14 protein-coding genes are annotated in these 15,022 nt (G+C 41.1%); 9 read left to right on the forward strand and 5 right to left on the reverse strand.

The window, feature by feature from the left end; genetic code table 11:
• The first annotated feature begins 14 nt into the window (after positions 1–14).
• Positions 15–1,214, forward strand: coding sequence for a tetratricopeptide repeat protein (locus CH376_RS00760; RefSeq protein ID WP_100785683.1), 1,200 nt, complete (start codon positions 15–17; stop codon positions 1,212–1,214).
• On the opposite strand, the gene CH376_RS00765 is transcribed toward CH376_RS00760, so the two are convergent.
• Positions 1,206–2,486: a PilZ domain-containing protein gene (locus CH376_RS00765; protein WP_100785682.1), complete on the reverse strand. Its 1,281-nt coding sequence runs from the start codon at positions 2,484–2,486 to the stop codon at positions 1,206–1,208. The genes CH376_RS00760 and CH376_RS00765 overlap by 9 nt on opposite strands.
• A 156-nt stretch (positions 2,487–2,642) precedes the next feature.
• Between CH376_RS00765 and CH376_RS00770 the strand changes: the two genes are divergently transcribed.
• Both CH376_RS00770 and CH376_RS00775 read left to right on the forward strand, forming a co-directional pair.
• The gene (locus CH376_RS00770; RefSeq protein ID WP_100785681.1) at positions 2,643–3,170 is read left to right on the forward strand and encodes a hypothetical protein; all 528 of its coding nucleotides are present in this window, start codon (positions 2,643–2,645) and stop codon (positions 3,168–3,170) included.
• Positions 3,170–3,970 carry an enoyl-CoA hydratase/isomerase family protein gene (locus tag CH376_RS00775; protein WP_100785680.1) on the forward strand — a complete coding sequence of 267 codons (801 nt, stop codon included), beginning with the start codon at positions 3,170–3,172 and terminating at the stop codon, positions 3,968–3,970. The genes CH376_RS00770 and CH376_RS00775 overlap by 1 nt, the downstream gene beginning before the upstream one ends.
• On the opposite strand, the gene CH376_RS00780 is transcribed toward CH376_RS00775, so the two are convergent.
• Positions 3,967–5,148, reverse strand: a complete 1,182-nt coding sequence (locus CH376_RS00780) for a putative glycoside hydrolase (RefSeq protein WP_100785679.1) — start codon at positions 5,146–5,148, stop codon at positions 3,967–3,969. The genes CH376_RS00775 and CH376_RS00780 overlap by 4 nt on opposite strands.
• A 150-nt stretch (positions 5,149–5,298) precedes the next feature.
• Here CH376_RS00780 and CH376_RS00785 point away from each other — a divergent pair, with 150 nt between their 5' ends.
• The 4 genes from CH376_RS00785 to CH376_RS00805 all read left to right on the forward strand — a co-directional run bounded on the left by CH376_RS00785 (position 5,299) and on the right by CH376_RS00805 (position 11,347).
• Positions 5,299–6,240, forward strand: coding sequence for a histone deacetylase family protein (locus CH376_RS00785; protein WP_100785678.1), 942 nt, complete (start codon positions 5,299–5,301; stop codon positions 6,238–6,240).
• A gap of 65 nt (positions 6,241–6,305) precedes the next feature.
• Positions 6,306–6,818, forward strand: coding sequence for a DUF1564 family protein (locus CH376_RS00790; RefSeq protein ID WP_100785677.1), 513 nt, complete (start codon positions 6,306–6,308; stop codon positions 6,816–6,818).
• Between the two features lie 498 nt (positions 6,819–7,316).
• Complete coding sequence (locus CH376_RS00800; RefSeq protein ID WP_100785675.1) at positions 7,317–9,341, forward strand: NHL repeat-containing protein; 2,025 nt, start codon at positions 7,317–7,319, stop codon at positions 9,339–9,341.
• A complete protein-coding gene (locus tag CH376_RS00805) occupies positions 9,338–11,347 on the forward strand; it encodes a tetratricopeptide repeat protein (RefSeq protein WP_100785674.1) in 2,010 nt (669 codons plus the stop codon). Before CH376_RS00800 ends, CH376_RS00805 begins: the two co-directional genes overlap by 4 nt.
• On the opposite strand, the gene CH376_RS00810 is transcribed toward CH376_RS00805, so the two are convergent.
• On the reverse strand, positions 11,344–11,946 hold the full coding sequence (locus tag CH376_RS00810; protein ID WP_100785673.1) for a hypothetical protein: 603 nt from the start codon (positions 11,944–11,946) through the stop codon (positions 11,344–11,346). The two genes, CH376_RS00805 and CH376_RS00810, sit on opposite strands and share 4 nt — an antisense overlap.
• On the opposite strand from CH376_RS00810, the gene CH376_RS00815 reads away from it, so the two are divergent.
• The gene (locus tag CH376_RS00815) at positions 11,936–12,484 is read left to right on the forward strand and encodes an SRPBCC family protein (protein ID WP_243398228.1); all 549 of its coding nucleotides are present in this window, start codon (positions 11,936–11,938) and stop codon (positions 12,482–12,484) included. The genes CH376_RS00810 and CH376_RS00815 overlap by 11 nt on opposite strands.
• On the opposite strand, the gene CH376_RS00820 is transcribed toward CH376_RS00815, so the two are convergent.
• On the reverse strand, positions 12,468–12,917 hold the full coding sequence (locus tag CH376_RS00820; protein WP_100785671.1) for a methylglyoxal synthase: 450 nt from the start codon (positions 12,915–12,917) through the stop codon (positions 12,468–12,470). The genes CH376_RS00815 and CH376_RS00820 overlap by 17 nt on opposite strands.
• A gap of 147 nt (positions 12,918–13,064) precedes the next feature.
• Between CH376_RS00820 and CH376_RS00825 the strand changes: the two genes are divergently transcribed.
• Positions 13,065–13,868, forward strand: a complete 804-nt coding sequence (locus CH376_RS00825; RefSeq protein WP_100785670.1) for an FcpA-related putative periplasmic flagellar protein — start codon at positions 13,065–13,067, stop codon at positions 13,866–13,868.
• Positions 13,869–14,153: 285 nt separating this feature from the next.
• Here CH376_RS00825 and CH376_RS00830 read toward each other — a convergent pair whose 3' ends face one another.
• Entirely contained in the window at positions 14,154–14,984 is an 831-nt protein-coding gene (locus tag CH376_RS00830; protein WP_100785833.1) for a hypothetical protein, read from the reverse strand.
• Positions 14,985–15,022: the final 38 nt, after the last annotated feature.

Below are 15,022 nucleotides of genomic sequence, written 5' to 3' on the forward strand. Positions count from 1 at the left end.
CCGATGTTTGGAAGGTGAGAACCTTTCTGCTTTCCATTCTTCTTTTTCTGATCGTCATTCCTGCGGGAATCCCGGAAGCTCGTGAACTCGTTTACGCTTTTCGAGAACCTGGAAAACCCGAAAAGGAAAAGATGATTCTCATTGGAGAAACGGTTCTCTACGATAAGGTCAAACCGATCGAAGAGGAAGGAAAGAATAAGAATTTGGATATCGGAGTGGACACAAGAGCCGATCTCGTGACCATCAAGATCAATTACGATCCGGGTTTAAGAGTCGGACAAATTCTTTATCTCATAGAAAAAGATTTCGATCATAAGAATTATAAAAACGGAAACATCGTAGCCCAGATCGAAATCAAATCCATCTTTCAAACTTCCTTTATCGGAAAAAGAGCGCGAGGAATCGGAAATCTCGGTTTAGTAAAAGATAGAAATCTGATGGTGGCGGCGCCGCTCGTATCCGAAAAAATAGAATCTGCAATTGTGGAAAGGAAGAAAGGGGACTATCATCTTTCTCGAAACGAAATCGCGGAATCCATACGTTCTTATAAACATACGATCAGTCTCGATCCATCTTCTCCGATGGGTCACTTCCGTTTAGGATTACTCTATAAAAAAACGGGCGAGGCTTATATTTCCGCCGGGTCGGAATTCTCCATGGCTTGGAAGAATCGAAAACGTTTCGGAAACGCTCAGGAAGAATTGGAATTCTATGTGGAGTATGTCGACTACTTAAACCGCAAATACGAAACGGAAGGATTTAAGAATCCGACCGTTCTTTCCAAGTCTATGGAAGTGATTCAAGAGGCTTTTAAATTGACGAAAGTCGATCCGGAACTTCTGATCAACTCGGCCACTACTTACTATTATCTTTATAGAGAAGAATCGAAACCGGGTAAATCTCCTTCCGATGCTTCCGCTAAGAGGAAAAAATCCGACGCTTATTTTGAGATCTCGGAAAAACTTACGCGGAACGCGGATCTTCTCAACCCATCCGATTACCGCGTCCATCTTCTTGCCTGCAAACTCTACATCGATAAGATTACCGAACTCACATCCGAGTCCGGACAAAGCAGCCTAGGAGAATTGGAACAAGTCGCAAACTTCAAAAGGATGTTAGGCGAATCTTTTGAGAAATACAAAACTTTTAAACCCGGCTCTCAACAGGGAGATCCTTATTTGTTGAGGGCTCCGGCTCTTATCGGATCACTCTGAAAGGATTTTACGGGTTCTTGTAAAAATATATTTCTGAAGAATCAGCATATCGTCCGGATTGGAATCGAAAAAATTCACTCCGAGATTGAACTTTCCGTCTCCCGCTGCGATATAGCGCACGACTTCACCTCTCAAGATGAGGGTTCTCTCCGTAAGAGGAATAAATATTTTGATAATATTATGTTTTTTTAAATAATGAAAGATTCGCTCTTCGTCTATCTCGAATAGAAGTCCGTTTATACTGATATCGACGACTCGTGTAGCCGCTTTTGTCTGGCGATAATTATCCGCGCGAATGAAAATTTTCGTCATAGAATAACTGAAAATTTCCGAGAGCTCTATGAGATAACCCGCTTGGGAAGGCGTGATCGAATATCGATCCATCGCGGAAGCGTAGACGCGAATATATCCGACGACATCGTTAAAAAGTCGGATCGGAAGAATCATGTAAGAAACAAGAAAGTCCCTAATCTCATTCTTTTGAAGTTCCCTGAAAAATTTATCGGCATAATCCTGCCCGTTTTCCAAAACCATCCGAATGTATTCTTCCCGATAATTGTCCACTTCCGAGGGACCCGTCTCACGGATATAATTGATAATCAAGGACGTATCCGGGATAAATATCGGCTTATCGTGTCTTCTGATAAAAGATTCTAAAAAGTTCTCTTCCTTATTCTCCGCCTGAAAGAATACGATATCATACTCCTTCGAAACGGTGGAAATATATTCTGAAATCATAATATTTATGAGACGAAGATCGGGGTTGTCTTTTTTGATCTCCCTCATTAGATTATTGAATCTTTGTTCCACTTGAATATTTCTTCCGATCTCGCGCCCTCCTCCCGAAAGAGATCGAAAAAGGATAACGTAGTTCATAAAAAGATCGTCGACCGCAACGCGGATATTTTTTCGAAACGAAGCGGCTTGGAGTTCGGATGGAATTCTTATCTTAATTCCCTCCTCTAAAAATTCTAAGATCACAACTTCGAACTGATAAAGAATGTTCATAATTTCGAAGCTGATTTTTGCTCGGAGAGTAAGCCCCTGGGTCGCGCCGGGGATCCTAAGAATTACGTTCGTTTCTTCGATATCTTCCACGACCGCGAAGTATTTTTGCCCGTCGTAATCGAAAGGGAATTCCACATCGTCCGCCTTGAGATAATAAAAGAGATGTTTTACGAGATTGATATCGGTTCCGATAATCGTTTCTCCAAACATTGTCTCGAGGATGGTTATGAGTTCCTGTAAACTATCTGATCTGCCGACTGCCATGAGTGTTTCGTTGAATACGGGATTCTATTCTAGTATCGGATTTTAAGATGTCGGAATTCAGTCGGGCTGAGTCGAGGCGACATAAGAGTTTAGAAAAGAGAAGCTAATGAAAAAAAAATCCCTGGGAAGGTTTCGAAAAAGCCCGAAAAAGAAGGTATGGATGCAAGAAAGTCGGAACTCAACCCGGAATTATTCGATATGATGAAACAGGGAAAGCTATCAGCAGGGAAAATCCTGGATTTGATTGCTCTGAAAGAACTCGTTGATCGATTTGCGGTGACTCCCTTTATCGAAGATGAGAAAATCGCGGAAATTAAGGAAAGAACCGGTGTGGAACCGGATATTTTGACCTGGGGAGACTATTTTCAGACCGAAATCGCCTCGAGATATTTTGAAAAGTCGGAACTCCAGTTTAAGAAAATCATAGATACGATTCGTTTTGATTTCATCTCCGCACATTTGATTTTTTCGGGAAAACCGGAGTATTTTCAAGACTCGGTGAGAGGTCAAGCCTTGATATCGAAGTCTATTGATTCTACTTTTTGGACTTTAGAAGACGAAGAAGCCATTCATTTAGAGACCCTCCTTGAATATTTCGTGCAGATGGGAATTGGAGAAAAACCGTTGACCGTATCAGATCGCATCTGGTATGAAAGCTTTGAATTGGAGAAAAAAGCAGTTTAATGGGATTAATAGACCAAGACACTATCGACCTGGGCTCAGGCAACAAGATCCTGACTTTAAGTTTAAATAACCCTGAAAGTCGGAATTCCATGACACGAGAAATGGGTCTTGAATTTAAGAAAACCATCGAAACGTTGTTGGATGCTCCGGAAAAATCAAAACCAAGAGCGGTCATCCTAACTGGAAAGAATGGAATCTTTTCTGCTGGAGGAAATTTTGAACTCCTAAAATCGTTCTCCACAAAGGATTTTGAAACGAACAAGAAAACCATGTTCGAATTCTACAATCTCTTTTTGTCAGTGAGAAGATTGGACATCCCTGTTATCTGTGCTGCAAACGGCCATGCAATTGGAGCCGGACTTTCTCTTGCTTTTGCCTGTGACATTCGGGTCTTTGCAAATGAAGGGAAATATCAGTTTAACTTTGTAAAATTAGGCATTCATCCTGGAATGGGTTCAAGTTATATTGTGAAAGAACTTTTTGGAACCCATATAGCGAACAGACTTCTGTTTCTTGCAGAAACTTTAAATGGAGACGACGCGTTCCGTGCTGGCCTCTGCAATGATGCGGTTCCTCAAAAGGAAGTATTAGGAAGAGCGACAGAAATTGCGATTGCACTTTCCGAAAGCGCCCCTCTGGCCTTAAGTGAATTGAAGAAGAACACTTACGACCGCGAGAAACTGGAGGCCGCTCTTAAAAAAGAAGCAGAATCCCAAGCGAGAAATTTTATCTCGGCCGATTTCAAAGAAACGATTAAAGCAATTGAACAAAAGAGAAAACCGGAATTTAAGGGTCTTTAATTATTTCCCTTTTTAATTTCTCCATCAAAGTCCTTCAAGGCCTGGAAAGTGGAATCATAATCGTTCCAGGCATTCCAAACTACAAATCCATGTGCCCCACTATCGTAAGCGGCTTTCACCTGAGCCTTGATGTAATCGGAGAGCGAAAGTCCCGATTTTGCAACGGACATATTAAAGCCCTGGATATAGGGAATGACTCTTGTCGTTTTCAGAGACCTTTTAAGGGTGAGAAGAGTTCCGTCATAGACGGTTTGATAAGGATCCTTAATTCGAGCGGGCATTCCATAGAAATGCGAAGGGTATAACATTGGATAAAGGACATCTACCACTTGGGCAAAAACTTCCACCTTCTGACCAATTGAGTCGTTTTGATTAAAAGGAATCCGACCGAATATATCTGCGCCAATATAAGGCAAATTTTCGCATTTCAAGGTTTCGTTTCGAATATTTTTGATGATTCCCGAAATGTTTTTGTATCGAGTTTCAAAGGATAGCTTGAGTTGCAAATTATCAGCATAGCGAATATAATCTAATTGAATTTCAGGAAACCCAGATTCGCATGCAGCCCGAATCGATCGATGAATCGATGAAATCCGCTGATCAGACGGTTTTTCAGTCGGAAGCCCGCCATCAAAATTTACAATCCGCGCAACCGGGTAAAATCCCTCGGAAATTAAAGAATCCAAAGTTTCTTTGGAAGGCGATTTAGGCTGAACATCGATGACTAGAAAGTTGACTCCATGTGTTTTTCCTTTTCTACGAAGTTCTTCGAATGTCTTAACTTTCTTTAATGTCCTTTGCGAAATATAGATTCCTCTAGAGAAATCCGGAAATTTTTGATCCGCACCGGCCCTCAAGCGTTCTGACTGCTGAGGTGAATCATCCTTATTTTGAACAGTTACGACCTTCGGCTTTGCCTTAAGGATTGGTTCCATTTCGGAAGTTAGCTTTTTCGATTTCGTTTCGCGAGAAGAAATTACTTTGTTTGAATCCATAGATTTGTTTTCTTCTGCTATAGCATATTGCGGAGTTCCGACTTCAAGTTCAGGCGTCTCCTTCAATGTTCTGACAGGCTTTTTCCGAGAATTTACCTTTGGAAAAGGAAGCTCAAAATCGGGATAAAGGACGGAAGCGCTAAGGATGAAATATATTAAGAATGCGAAGATAACTTTATTCACTGTTTTAATAAAAAGGTTGAGTATTGTTGATTTCTTTAGTAAATGTCGGAATTCAACGATTAGAACTAAAAGAATCCGGGAAAAGAATTAATTTCTTTTTAAAAGTCTACAAAATACAATATAGCAAAAAATCTTCTTCGGAGGTAAAAGATGCCTACCGGTCTCATTTTTTCGGAAACGTTTCTTTACCATAATTCAAATTCTCAATTTCCTCATTATGACAGCCCCGATAGGCTATTGGCCTGTATGGAATTGCTTCAAAAGACGACCTATTTCTCCTTACTCCACAAGCCGGAAATTAAAGAAATATCAATTGATTCTTTAAACGAAGTCCACTCCAGAAATCATATCCGGAAAATAGAAAGCTCTAAAGGAAAGAAAGGTTTTTTCGATCCTGATACACCTTTTACAGAAAAATCATGGATATCGGCCTTTAAGGCGGCTAGCTCCGGAACAACGATGGTGGATGCCTTGTTGGAAGGCAAAATCAAGAACGGATTTTCTCTTCTTAGGCCGCCAGGACACCATGCAGAAGGTGACCGGATTATGGGCTTCTGTCTGTTGAACAATATTGCAATAACAGCTAAATATCTTCAGATCCAAGGATTTAAGAAGATTTTCATTTTAGATTGGGATGTTCACCATGGAAATGGAACCCAGGAAATTTTTTATAGGGACGCAAATGTATTCTTCCTGTCGGTTCATCAATTTCCCTTTTATCCTATGACTGGACTTCCGACTGAAACTGGCGAAGGCATCGGAATAGGAACAACACAAAATTTTCCGCTCCAAGCTGAAACGGAAGATTATACTTATATTCGAATCTTTAAGAACTCTATCGTGCCGACCATCGAAAAATTCAGTCCGGATATAATCTTAATTTCCGCAGGATTTGACGCCCATAAGAACGATCCACTTGGAGGAATGCGCGTATCAACTCAAGGTTTCGAAGAATTAACCAGGATCATTCTCGAGTGTGCGAAATACACTTGTGAAGGTCGTGTTTTATCTTTTTTAGAAGGGGGTTACGACTTAGAAGCGTTGTCAGATTGCGTCGAGGCGCACATTGCAGTGCTTCAATCTTTTTCTTAAAAAAATCATCAGTTTTGCGCTTTTAGAGTAATCTCTTGGAACCTTATTCTATAGAGGATAAGAAAATGAATCAAATTCAAGAAACTACGGAGTATTATGGAAAATCAAAAAAGGATATTGGCCCTTCCGATCTACTTTTACCAAAACATTTAGAAGGATATTTAAAGAAGAAGATTAAGAAACACGGAAATCTTAAGAATTACTTTCATTATGTAATGATCAGATTTCAAGAAAGGAATCTTTTCTCGAAATTTCCCGACTCTGCTTTTCGAAAAACCCTTTATCAATCTAAGAAACAAAATTTAATCCGATTTTCATTTAGGCCTGATCACCAAGATTGGTATGAGGCAAAACTCGCCGGTTTCTATTTTGGAATTTCAATTTGTAAACTTTTTTCCAGATTGGTAGAAAATGATAGAGAGGAGGACTTGCCTCTCGAAAATCAGAAAATAGAGATTTTGAAGATGAGAAGGGGAAACCTAAGACCAATTTACTTTTATTTTACGATTCTATCGAATCAGAAAATGATTCTAAAAAGACTTTCTAAAAAACAAAATTTCCAGTTAAACACGGCATAAATTTCCCAATTTTTCCAAATAGATTCCGATATTCAACTTAGAATGAAAGTTTCATTGGAAGAACTCAACCAGATAGAAAAAAGATTTCGAAACTACATCTTTGTTCTAGATTTTCTTCTGAGGGAGACTCGGACTGAGCTCACTGAAAACCGAGCTAAAAGAGAAACATGGTTGGAAGGTCACGAGAATTGGAAAAAGAAACGTTATTCAACGAATCGAGACGATCTCTCCCGACTAGAAAAAGTAATTAAAAAAGAGGGTTACAATCGGGAATTCCGACCACTCCAAAATACTTTCGATTCTAAAAGCGGAGGCTCTATGAGGACAGGTTCCGAATTATGTTTTCGACCTCAAACCCCTCAGCTGATAAACTGCGAACCTTATTCTATGGGGAATTGACTTTAGTCTGAGTTTATTCCGATAGTTTCGTAAAAAATTCTTGAAATTATGTCTCTTTTCAACGTTTATAGAGATTAGAGCGAAGGTAAGAATTTAATTATGCGTTTCAATAAACTTCTTATTCTCCTCTCCCTCTTAATTTCTTTTTCGTTGAGTTCCGACGGCTTACCTAATTTTTCTATCCAGGAAAAAGAAGCGAGAACTCACTTCACAAGGGGATTTTCCTATTTTAACAATTCTCAATATGCTTCCTCCAGAGAAAGTTTTCTCAAAGCTCTCTCAATCAAAAGCGACTTTACGTTGGCGAGGCTTCTTCTATCTAATTCCTATTATCTTTCAGGCGACTGGCCAGAGAGCATGTCGGAATTAGAACAAATTGAAGGTAATACAGGGCTCAATCAGATCCAAAAAGCCCGATTAGACGCTCTCCGAATTAATCTTGCCGGTGGAAGCCAGGATTCCGGGGTAAAATATTACTCTGCACTCTTAGGGGACGAACTCCGACGTTTTAGATTCAGAAATCCTTCCGACGTTGCGATTGATGACGACGGATTCCTCTACGTTCTTTCCTTTGATACGGCTAATATTGTAAAATTTGATCCCAACGGAAACCCCGTAGATAATTTCAAAGGATCCTTAGGTCGGAATTTATCGGGCCCACTTTTCTTTTCGCTCCGAGGAACCTCGATCTTCGTTTCCGATTATAAAGCGGATAAGATCTACGAATTCAATACCAGGGGGGAATATCGGAATCGCTTTGGAAAAACGGGAAAATCAGTCGGAGAATTTCACGGACCAACGGGAATTTTTTTCACAAAGGATGGTTATCTCTTCGTTTCCGATTCCGGAAATAACCGAGTGCAAAAACTCAAAAGTGACGGCACTTTTCTCCAAGAAATCGGAGTCGGAACTCTTCGCAATCCATCCGGGATCAAAGTGAACGCAAAGGGTGAAATCTACGTCTCCGATCGCGGCAACTCCCGGATCGCGGTTTTTGATACGGAAGGAAATTTTTTACGAGAGATAAGTAACCCCATACTATCGTCACCCCGCAATCTTACGATTCGAAAAAACGAACTTCATATCGCCGATGAAAAGAACGGGCTTGTGGTTTACAATACTCTGGAAAATACGTGGAAAGTTCTCGATTCGTTTCGAGATTCTAAGAATGTGACTCGAAAGCTGAATCAACCTTTTTCCTCCGCCTTCGATTACACAGGAACTCAATATATTGCCGACTTCAATCGCCACCGAGTTGAAATCTTCAGCCCGGCAAATCAACTTTCTTCCAATTTGGATGTCGTAGTTGAAAAAGTTCTTAACAGAGAATATCCAGATATCTCTGTTTTCTTGAGAGTCAGAGACAGATCCGGCCGCGACATCAAGGCAATTCCCAGAAACTCCTTTAGAGTTTATGAATATGGAAACCTCTCCCCTCTCATCGGCCTCGCCGATATGCAACAATACAACGATAGAATCTCTTTATCTCTGATCTATGAGAATACTCCGGAAGTAAAGGCTGCATATTCAGTTTTTGAAAAGTCACTCCGTCCTCTTCTAACTTCTCTCAGACAATACGACGGAGTAGAGGTTCTTCGTTCCGGGACGGAGCTTATAAAAGCGTCCGACTTCAATTATTCGATGCATGAGATTTTTAGAATATTACGAACTTCTCCGAGTGACCCTTCTTCAAAGACGGGCAAGTCCATCTACAGAGGGATCTCGGATCTTTTGGATCGTCTCGGGCCGAGAGCGGTTCTTGTTTTAGTCTCCGGGAATTCCAACGCCGATTCTTTTACTCAGATTTCTCCGGAAAAAATCATACGTTATTCGAAAGCTCATTCCATCCCGGTTTATTTTTTATCTCTTTCCGATAACGGCCCGGCGGTAGAAACCTACAAAACCATCGCCAATTCTACGGGCGGAAAATTCATTCTCATACCCGGAGAAGGTCAGGAAAAAACGCTCTACGAATCGATTCGTTCCCATAAAGACAGACGTTATATCGTATCTTTCAAAAGCAGGGTGGACGCGGACAAAAAAGATTTTTATATTCCTCTTATCTTAGAGGCGAATTTTAGAAACGCCTCAGGAAAAGCCGAAGCGGGATTTTTTACAAAATGATTTTCAGTCTTCTTCGACAAAAACGTGTTTTAGTTTTTTTTCTCCTCTTTATCCTTGGGACTTCGATCGCCTCTCAAGACACGGTTCGTAAAATTCAGGAAGGCGAAAATTCCCTCAAAGAAAGAAATTACGCCGGAGCCTATCAGTCTTTTACGGACGCGGTCAAATCGAATCCAATGTCGATCCGTTCGCTTTTGGGTCTGGCGGAATCCGCAAAACATCTTCATAAATACAACGAATCCTTTGAAGCATTCAGTAAAGCGCTAAACCTAGAGCCGGATAACAAAAGCGCACTCAAAGGGGCGGCTTTGGCATTCGCGAGAAAAAAAGAATATCAGAATGCCCTCAATCTCTTAAAGCCGTCTTTGGATACGGATCCCTTTGATCCGATCCTGGCTCCGGTGCAAATTCAAATTCTCTTAGAGATGGGAAATTTCGAATCGGCTCTAAAAAGACTGGAAGCCTCGCGATCTAAATTACAAAATTCTAAAGAAGTTCAAATTTTAGAAGCAAAGGTCAACGGAAAGACGGGCAACTTCTCCAAGGCTTATCATCTCTGGAACGGAGTTCTTGCCGGCTCCTCCGATGATCCCGATCTTTTTTTCAATCTCGCGCAACTCTTAATGGATTGGGCTGAAAAAAGTCCCCTTGGAGAGAGAAGACAAAAATTAGAAGCCGCCGCCGAAAAATTAGAGAGGGCCGTTTCTCTCTATCCCGATTTTGAGGAAGCGATTGATGCATTGATAAGAATTCGAATCTGGCAAAACGATTTTGCGGCGGCTGTCCTTCTTTCCAGAAAGCTCGTCTCTTTATATCCGCAAAATCCTTCCTTTCTTTATCTAAAAGCGTTTGCCGAGGAAAAAGAAACCAACAAAGATTCTTCTCAGGTACGCAAGGACTCCCTCAAAAACGACTTAACTGAAATATTAAGATTAGATGATTTAGATTCCATCTCGAGACAGAAAGCAGAATCGGTGGCGCTCGTCCATTTCCCGGAAAATCATTCCTTTCGCAGAAAATTAGGCGATTATAGAATGCAACGTTTTCGTTCTTCTAAAAACTCTCTTCTCTACGATATGTCTTCCCATCATCTCGCTTCGGCGAGAGATTTGATTCCCGGTCAACCCGAAGTTCAGTTCCAAACACTTTCCGAATACAAAAGAACAGGATTCTTTCCCCGTTATCTTAATCTTCTTTTGTTTTTAAGAAAAAAATATCCGGAGAACGAAAAGTATCAGTACGAGATAGAAAATCTTCTGAACTCCATGAAACAATCGATCGGTTACAAGGAAGGAATGATCGAGATCACAGGCGACAATCTCCTTGAAAATTACGGAAGAACTCCGCCGATTCTCCTTGTTTTCGATCTCACCGACAAATCCTTCTTAGGCGATTATCCAGATCTTTCCCTTTTGGTTTCCTCGTCCGTCCGCAGAATTCTTTCGCTCAATCCTACAATCTCGCTTTCCGAAGTATTGGAATCCGCGAGAAGCAATCCGTCCTCTTTCAATCTTACTCCCGATAGTTATATGGGCACCCTTCCCTACTCCGAATCTTCTTTTCTTAAGGTTAAGGATTCCGCGAAAAACGGAGCGAAGCCAAGGTTCGTAGTTTACGGATCTCTAAAATACGAAAATCATTCTTTGAATATTGATTGGACGATTAAGGACACAAAACACGAAAAGATTCTTAACACGTTTCGGGTTTTCGCAAAAGGACGGGACTTTCTTCCCGAAGCCGCGACAAGATCGGCTTCCAAAATTTTGGCGTCCATTCCCCCGTCCGCGTCCGTTATCAAAGTCAAAGACGAAGATATTATCGTAAACGCCGGGACCTTGGACGGTTTGAAAAAAGGTTCAAAAATACAAATCTACAACACTTCCGGAAAATCGGGCGAAGCGACCATAGAAGAAACGGATTATTTTCTTTCGAGGGCGGTTCCGGATAACGGCATCAACGGTTTGAAAACAATTTCAGAAGGAGATCGAGTCCTTTGGAAACGTTAGTCTCTTCTTGGTGGGAATTCGCTGAAATAGTCTAAAATCAGATCCGCGATTTTCTTTTCCGTTTCCAAAATCCCTTCCGGATCGGGCCTTGCTTTCAAAACGATTTTCCAATTTCGCCCCAGGATTTCTATTTTAGATATTCTGAATATGTTCCATTCTTCCGGAAGCCAGTTTGGAAATTTTCCCGCAACGTAGACTTCCTTTCTACGCTCGTCCTCGAATACAAAACGATTGACGGTAATTCGAAAACGATTGAGAACCGATCCATATTCTATTTCCAAATCGACGTCCGGATAGATCCGAAAATCAAAATTCTCCTCGTCCCAATCCAATCTGGATCCTTCCAGACAGATTTCATCCTCTTTAGAAACTTGCAGAGGAATCGGATACGAATACAAAGTCTTTTGATTTTTCTTTTGATCGTAACCGACTTGAACGTCGACCCTATGTTGTTTTCTTTCGATCCGAATTTGGAACGCAGACTGATTTCTGTTTTCCAAATGTTTTTGTATTACGGAAATTGCAGTTTCGGAAAATTGAAGCGGCAAAAGACTAAACTTCGGGGCGAATGAAAGTTTTTTAAAAAAATTGACAGTCATCGAATTTTATTTCCGGTCTTCTCGAAATTCCATCATCTCGCAGGTCAAAGTTTTTGTGGAATCTGTATTTATTTGTAAATCCATTTTCGATTGCAGCGTGGAGAAACTCTTTTCGTTTCACGAATCTCCGGAAGGTTTCGAAAGTCTCGTATCAACCGATCCCGGTGTGAAAGTGATTCAAAGACCTAAAAACATCCGACCGGGATCGGTTGCGATCCTGAAAGTTCATCCATTCCCTTTTTTCTCTTGGACTTGGATCGCCGAACATCTGGAATATTCTCAAAACGAAAGATTCACCGATATTCAAAAAGAAGGTCCGTTCCCGTTCTTTCTCCACGAACATCTTTTCAGTTCCGTTGATGGAAACCGTTCTCAACTGGAGGATAGAATCTTCTTCGAAGCTCCGCTGCATTTTTTATCCTCGAAGATCGTTCTTTCGATGTTGAAAAAACAATTTCTAAAACGACATGAGATCACTTCGAAACAACTTTCCGTTTTCTGGAAGAATTTATTCTGCGGTCCTATGGATTCTTTTTGATCCTCGTGTCGTAGTCGATAAGAACCTTTTTATAAGAATTGATGAATTGGGGGGAACTGATCATATAATCCGCGGTGGAACGGTTGCACGCCATTGGTATATTATAAAGTACTGCAATTCTAAGCAATGCCTTCACGTCCGGATCGTGGGGTTGCGCGGTCAAAGGATCCCAGAAAAAAATCACGATGTCCAAATCCCCTTCCGCGATTTTGGCTCCTATCTGCTGATCCCCTCCCAACGGTCCGGATAAAAATCTGTAAACCGGAAGTTCGGCTTCTTCGTTTATCAATTTCCCGGTCGTCCCGGTTCCGAATAGATGATGTCTGGACAATATCTCTCGATGCGTTTTAGCCCATTCCACCAAATCATTCTTTCGATTATCGTGCGCGACCAGTGCGATCCTTTTTGTGGCGGGAACCTGAACTTCTTTCATTCTTCGTTACTCTTTTAATGTTTGTTTTCAATCTAATTTTTTGATGACGCCCGTCTGCGACCAATCCTAAATTGACCTAGGATATTTTTTTTCCGATTCGATTCCGTTTCGAATCCTTGTTCACCGCTTCCAAAAAATTAAACTTCTATGAAACCGACTTCATTCTTCTTGATTCTTATCCTCCTCTTTTGCAGCCTTTCACTTCTCACTTCTCCGGCATTTTCGGACAAAACACCTTCCGAAAAGAAAATCGAAATTCTTATCCCGGATGGAAGTAATCCCGATTCCGCTTGGGGAAAGGATCTTCTTCCGTTCGAGGACATCGATCTCTTAGGAGATGCGAGCGAGGAAAATTCGAAAAATCATTTTGAAAAATCGAAAGATGATTTCCGAAACGCGCTGGATCGTTTTAGAAAAGAGAACGAACTCGCGGAAAATAGACGAAAGGATTTCGAACAACAGACGTTCGAAGCCGACCGTTACGAATGGCAAAGAAAAAATCGTAAGGAAAATTTCGAAAGATCGATCGCAAGAAATTTAAACAAAGCAAGATCGGATGCGATTCATCTTTTGGTTTCCTCTATGAATTCTTTGGAAAGAATTCAGAACCCGAAAGTGAGAGATACGGACGGATTTCGTGAATTGCAGGCGGGAATTTATAGGGAATATATCAAACATCAGCTCGTCTTGAAAAACTTTCTCCAAGCGATGGATTTGCTCGAACGTTATATCCAGATCGGTCCCAAGTATTACGAGGATTCGGAAGCGCAGGGATTTCTTGCGAATTGTTACGAAAGGGCTTATCGGCTTTCCAAAAAGAATCGAGACGACCAGGCTCGAGAGAAGTACGATATCCTTCGCAAAAAACACGGACTCTTATACGCGGAATATAAATTCGGAAAAGATTCCCCGGATTTTAAGGAATTCTCCCGGGAACTTTTTCGAGATTGAGAGAATAGAATAGTACTGAAAGTCGGAACTCCGGACTTGGGATGTTCGCCAAAATAAATCTAAAGTTGGATTTTTAGAATTCGTCCTCAAACAAACCAAGAAAGAAAATTTGTTAGAGTTCCTACACGGCTTTCGCTTTTAGAGCGCTGAATCGGTCGAGTGAAAAGGAGGAGTTCCCGCAAAACTTCGGTCCTTAGACCAATTCTTCCATCGATCTTCCAATAGAGACATATTTTGTAAACTTAAGGGCGTAGGTAAGAATCCGGATAGCGATTCGAATTCTTCTCATTGAATCCCGAGTCTTTTTTTCAAACTGCGATTCTCTTCGATTAGATCCTTGATCTCTTTTTCGGTATAAGCGAAGAGGCGATCCTGCGCTTCGAGAATCTTATCCAGTTGTATTTCTTCAATATGAGAATAATCTAATGCTTGTTCCGTCGCTTTTTTGAAATCCAACGCGTCTTTCAATTCCTGGGTTTTCATAGAATCCAAAATTTCGGACATCTTGAGACGTTCGTGAAGAGCGAGCAATTCTTTGTTTTTGAGTTCGTTGACCCTTTCGAGGGCTTTATTGATTTCTTCGTTGTTTTTCTTTACTTTGGATTCGAATTCCAGGATGGCTTGCAGGGCTTCGTTTGCTTTGGCCGCGTCCTTGTATTCCTTCTGAGCGAGTTCGAATACTCCCTCAAAAAAACCGATATTGGTGAGACAACTGTTTCCGATTTCGTTCGCCGCGAGTTTATAGAATTCGGATTGGATCGTCCTATCCAAAATCAATCTTAGATTTCTTTGATGAACCGGATGTTCCAGAACTTCGATCTTTCCGGTTTCCGGAACGACCGCGTTGATCTTCTCAGATTCTTCCGAATAGATCATGATCAAACTGACATAAGGATGAAGTTCGAATTTACGTATGAATTCCCGAATATGATTCCATTCTTGAAAATTTACGGAGAGAAAAAAGATATGAATGTCCGCCTTCATCAAATCGATAGCGCCCAATCCGTCGAGAGAAACCTTGCTCAATTCAATATTGACGCGAGGATGTTTCCAGATCTGAATCGGAAATTCTTTTCCTGAGGTGAGATGCCAAATGATCGCGTTTTTTTGACTCATCGTATTAATTCCAAAGCTAACCAGCGGATTGTCCCGGG

Origin of the sequence: Leptospira adleri (genome assembly GCF_002811985.1) — a bacterium.
In the GTDB taxonomy this organism is placed as follows: Bacteria; Spirochaetota; Leptospiria; order Leptospirales; family Leptospiraceae; genus Leptospira; species Leptospira adleri.

What these genes read in the sequence shown, in the direction of transcription:
- CH376_RS00805 (WP_100785674.1), top strand. Translation starts at nt 9,338, where the DNA reads ATGATTTTCAGTCTTCTTCGACAAAAACGTGTTTTAGTTTTTTTTCTC.
- CH376_RS00770 (WP_100785681.1), top strand. Translation starts at nt 2,643, where the DNA reads ATGGATGCAAGAAAGTCGGAACTCAACCCGGAATTATTCGATATGATG.
- CH376_RS00825 (WP_100785670.1), top strand. Translation starts at nt 13,065, where the DNA reads ATGAAACCGACTTCATTCTTCTTGATTCTTATCCTCCTCTTTTGCAGC.
- CH376_RS00800 (WP_100785675.1), top strand. Translation starts at nt 7,317, where the DNA reads ATGCGTTTCAATAAACTTCTTATTCTCCTCTCCCTCTTAATTTCTTTT.
- CH376_RS00810 (WP_100785673.1), bottom strand. Translation starts at nt 11,946, where the DNA reads ATGACTGTCAATTTTTTTAAAAAACTTTCATTCGCCCCGAAGTTTAGT.
- CH376_RS00765 (WP_100785682.1), bottom strand. Translation starts at nt 2,486, where the DNA reads ATGGCAGTCGGCAGATCAGATAGTTTACAGGAACTCATAACCATCCTC.
- CH376_RS00820 (WP_100785671.1), bottom strand. Translation starts at nt 12,917, where the DNA reads ATGAAAGAAGTTCAGGTTCCCGCCACAAAAAGGATCGCACTGGTCGCG.
- CH376_RS00775 (WP_100785680.1), top strand. Translation starts at nt 3,170, where the DNA reads ATGGGATTAATAGACCAAGACACTATCGACCTGGGCTCAGGCAACAAG.
- CH376_RS00790 (WP_100785677.1), top strand. Translation starts at nt 6,306, where the DNA reads ATGAATCAAATTCAAGAAACTACGGAGTATTATGGAAAATCAAAAAAG.
- CH376_RS00830 (WP_100785833.1), bottom strand. Translation starts at nt 14,984, where the DNA reads ATGAGTCAAAAAAACGCGATCATTTGGCATCTCACCTCAGGAAAAGAA.
- CH376_RS00785 (WP_100785678.1), top strand. Translation starts at nt 5,299, where the DNA reads ATGCCTACCGGTCTCATTTTTTCGGAAACGTTTCTTTACCATAATTCA.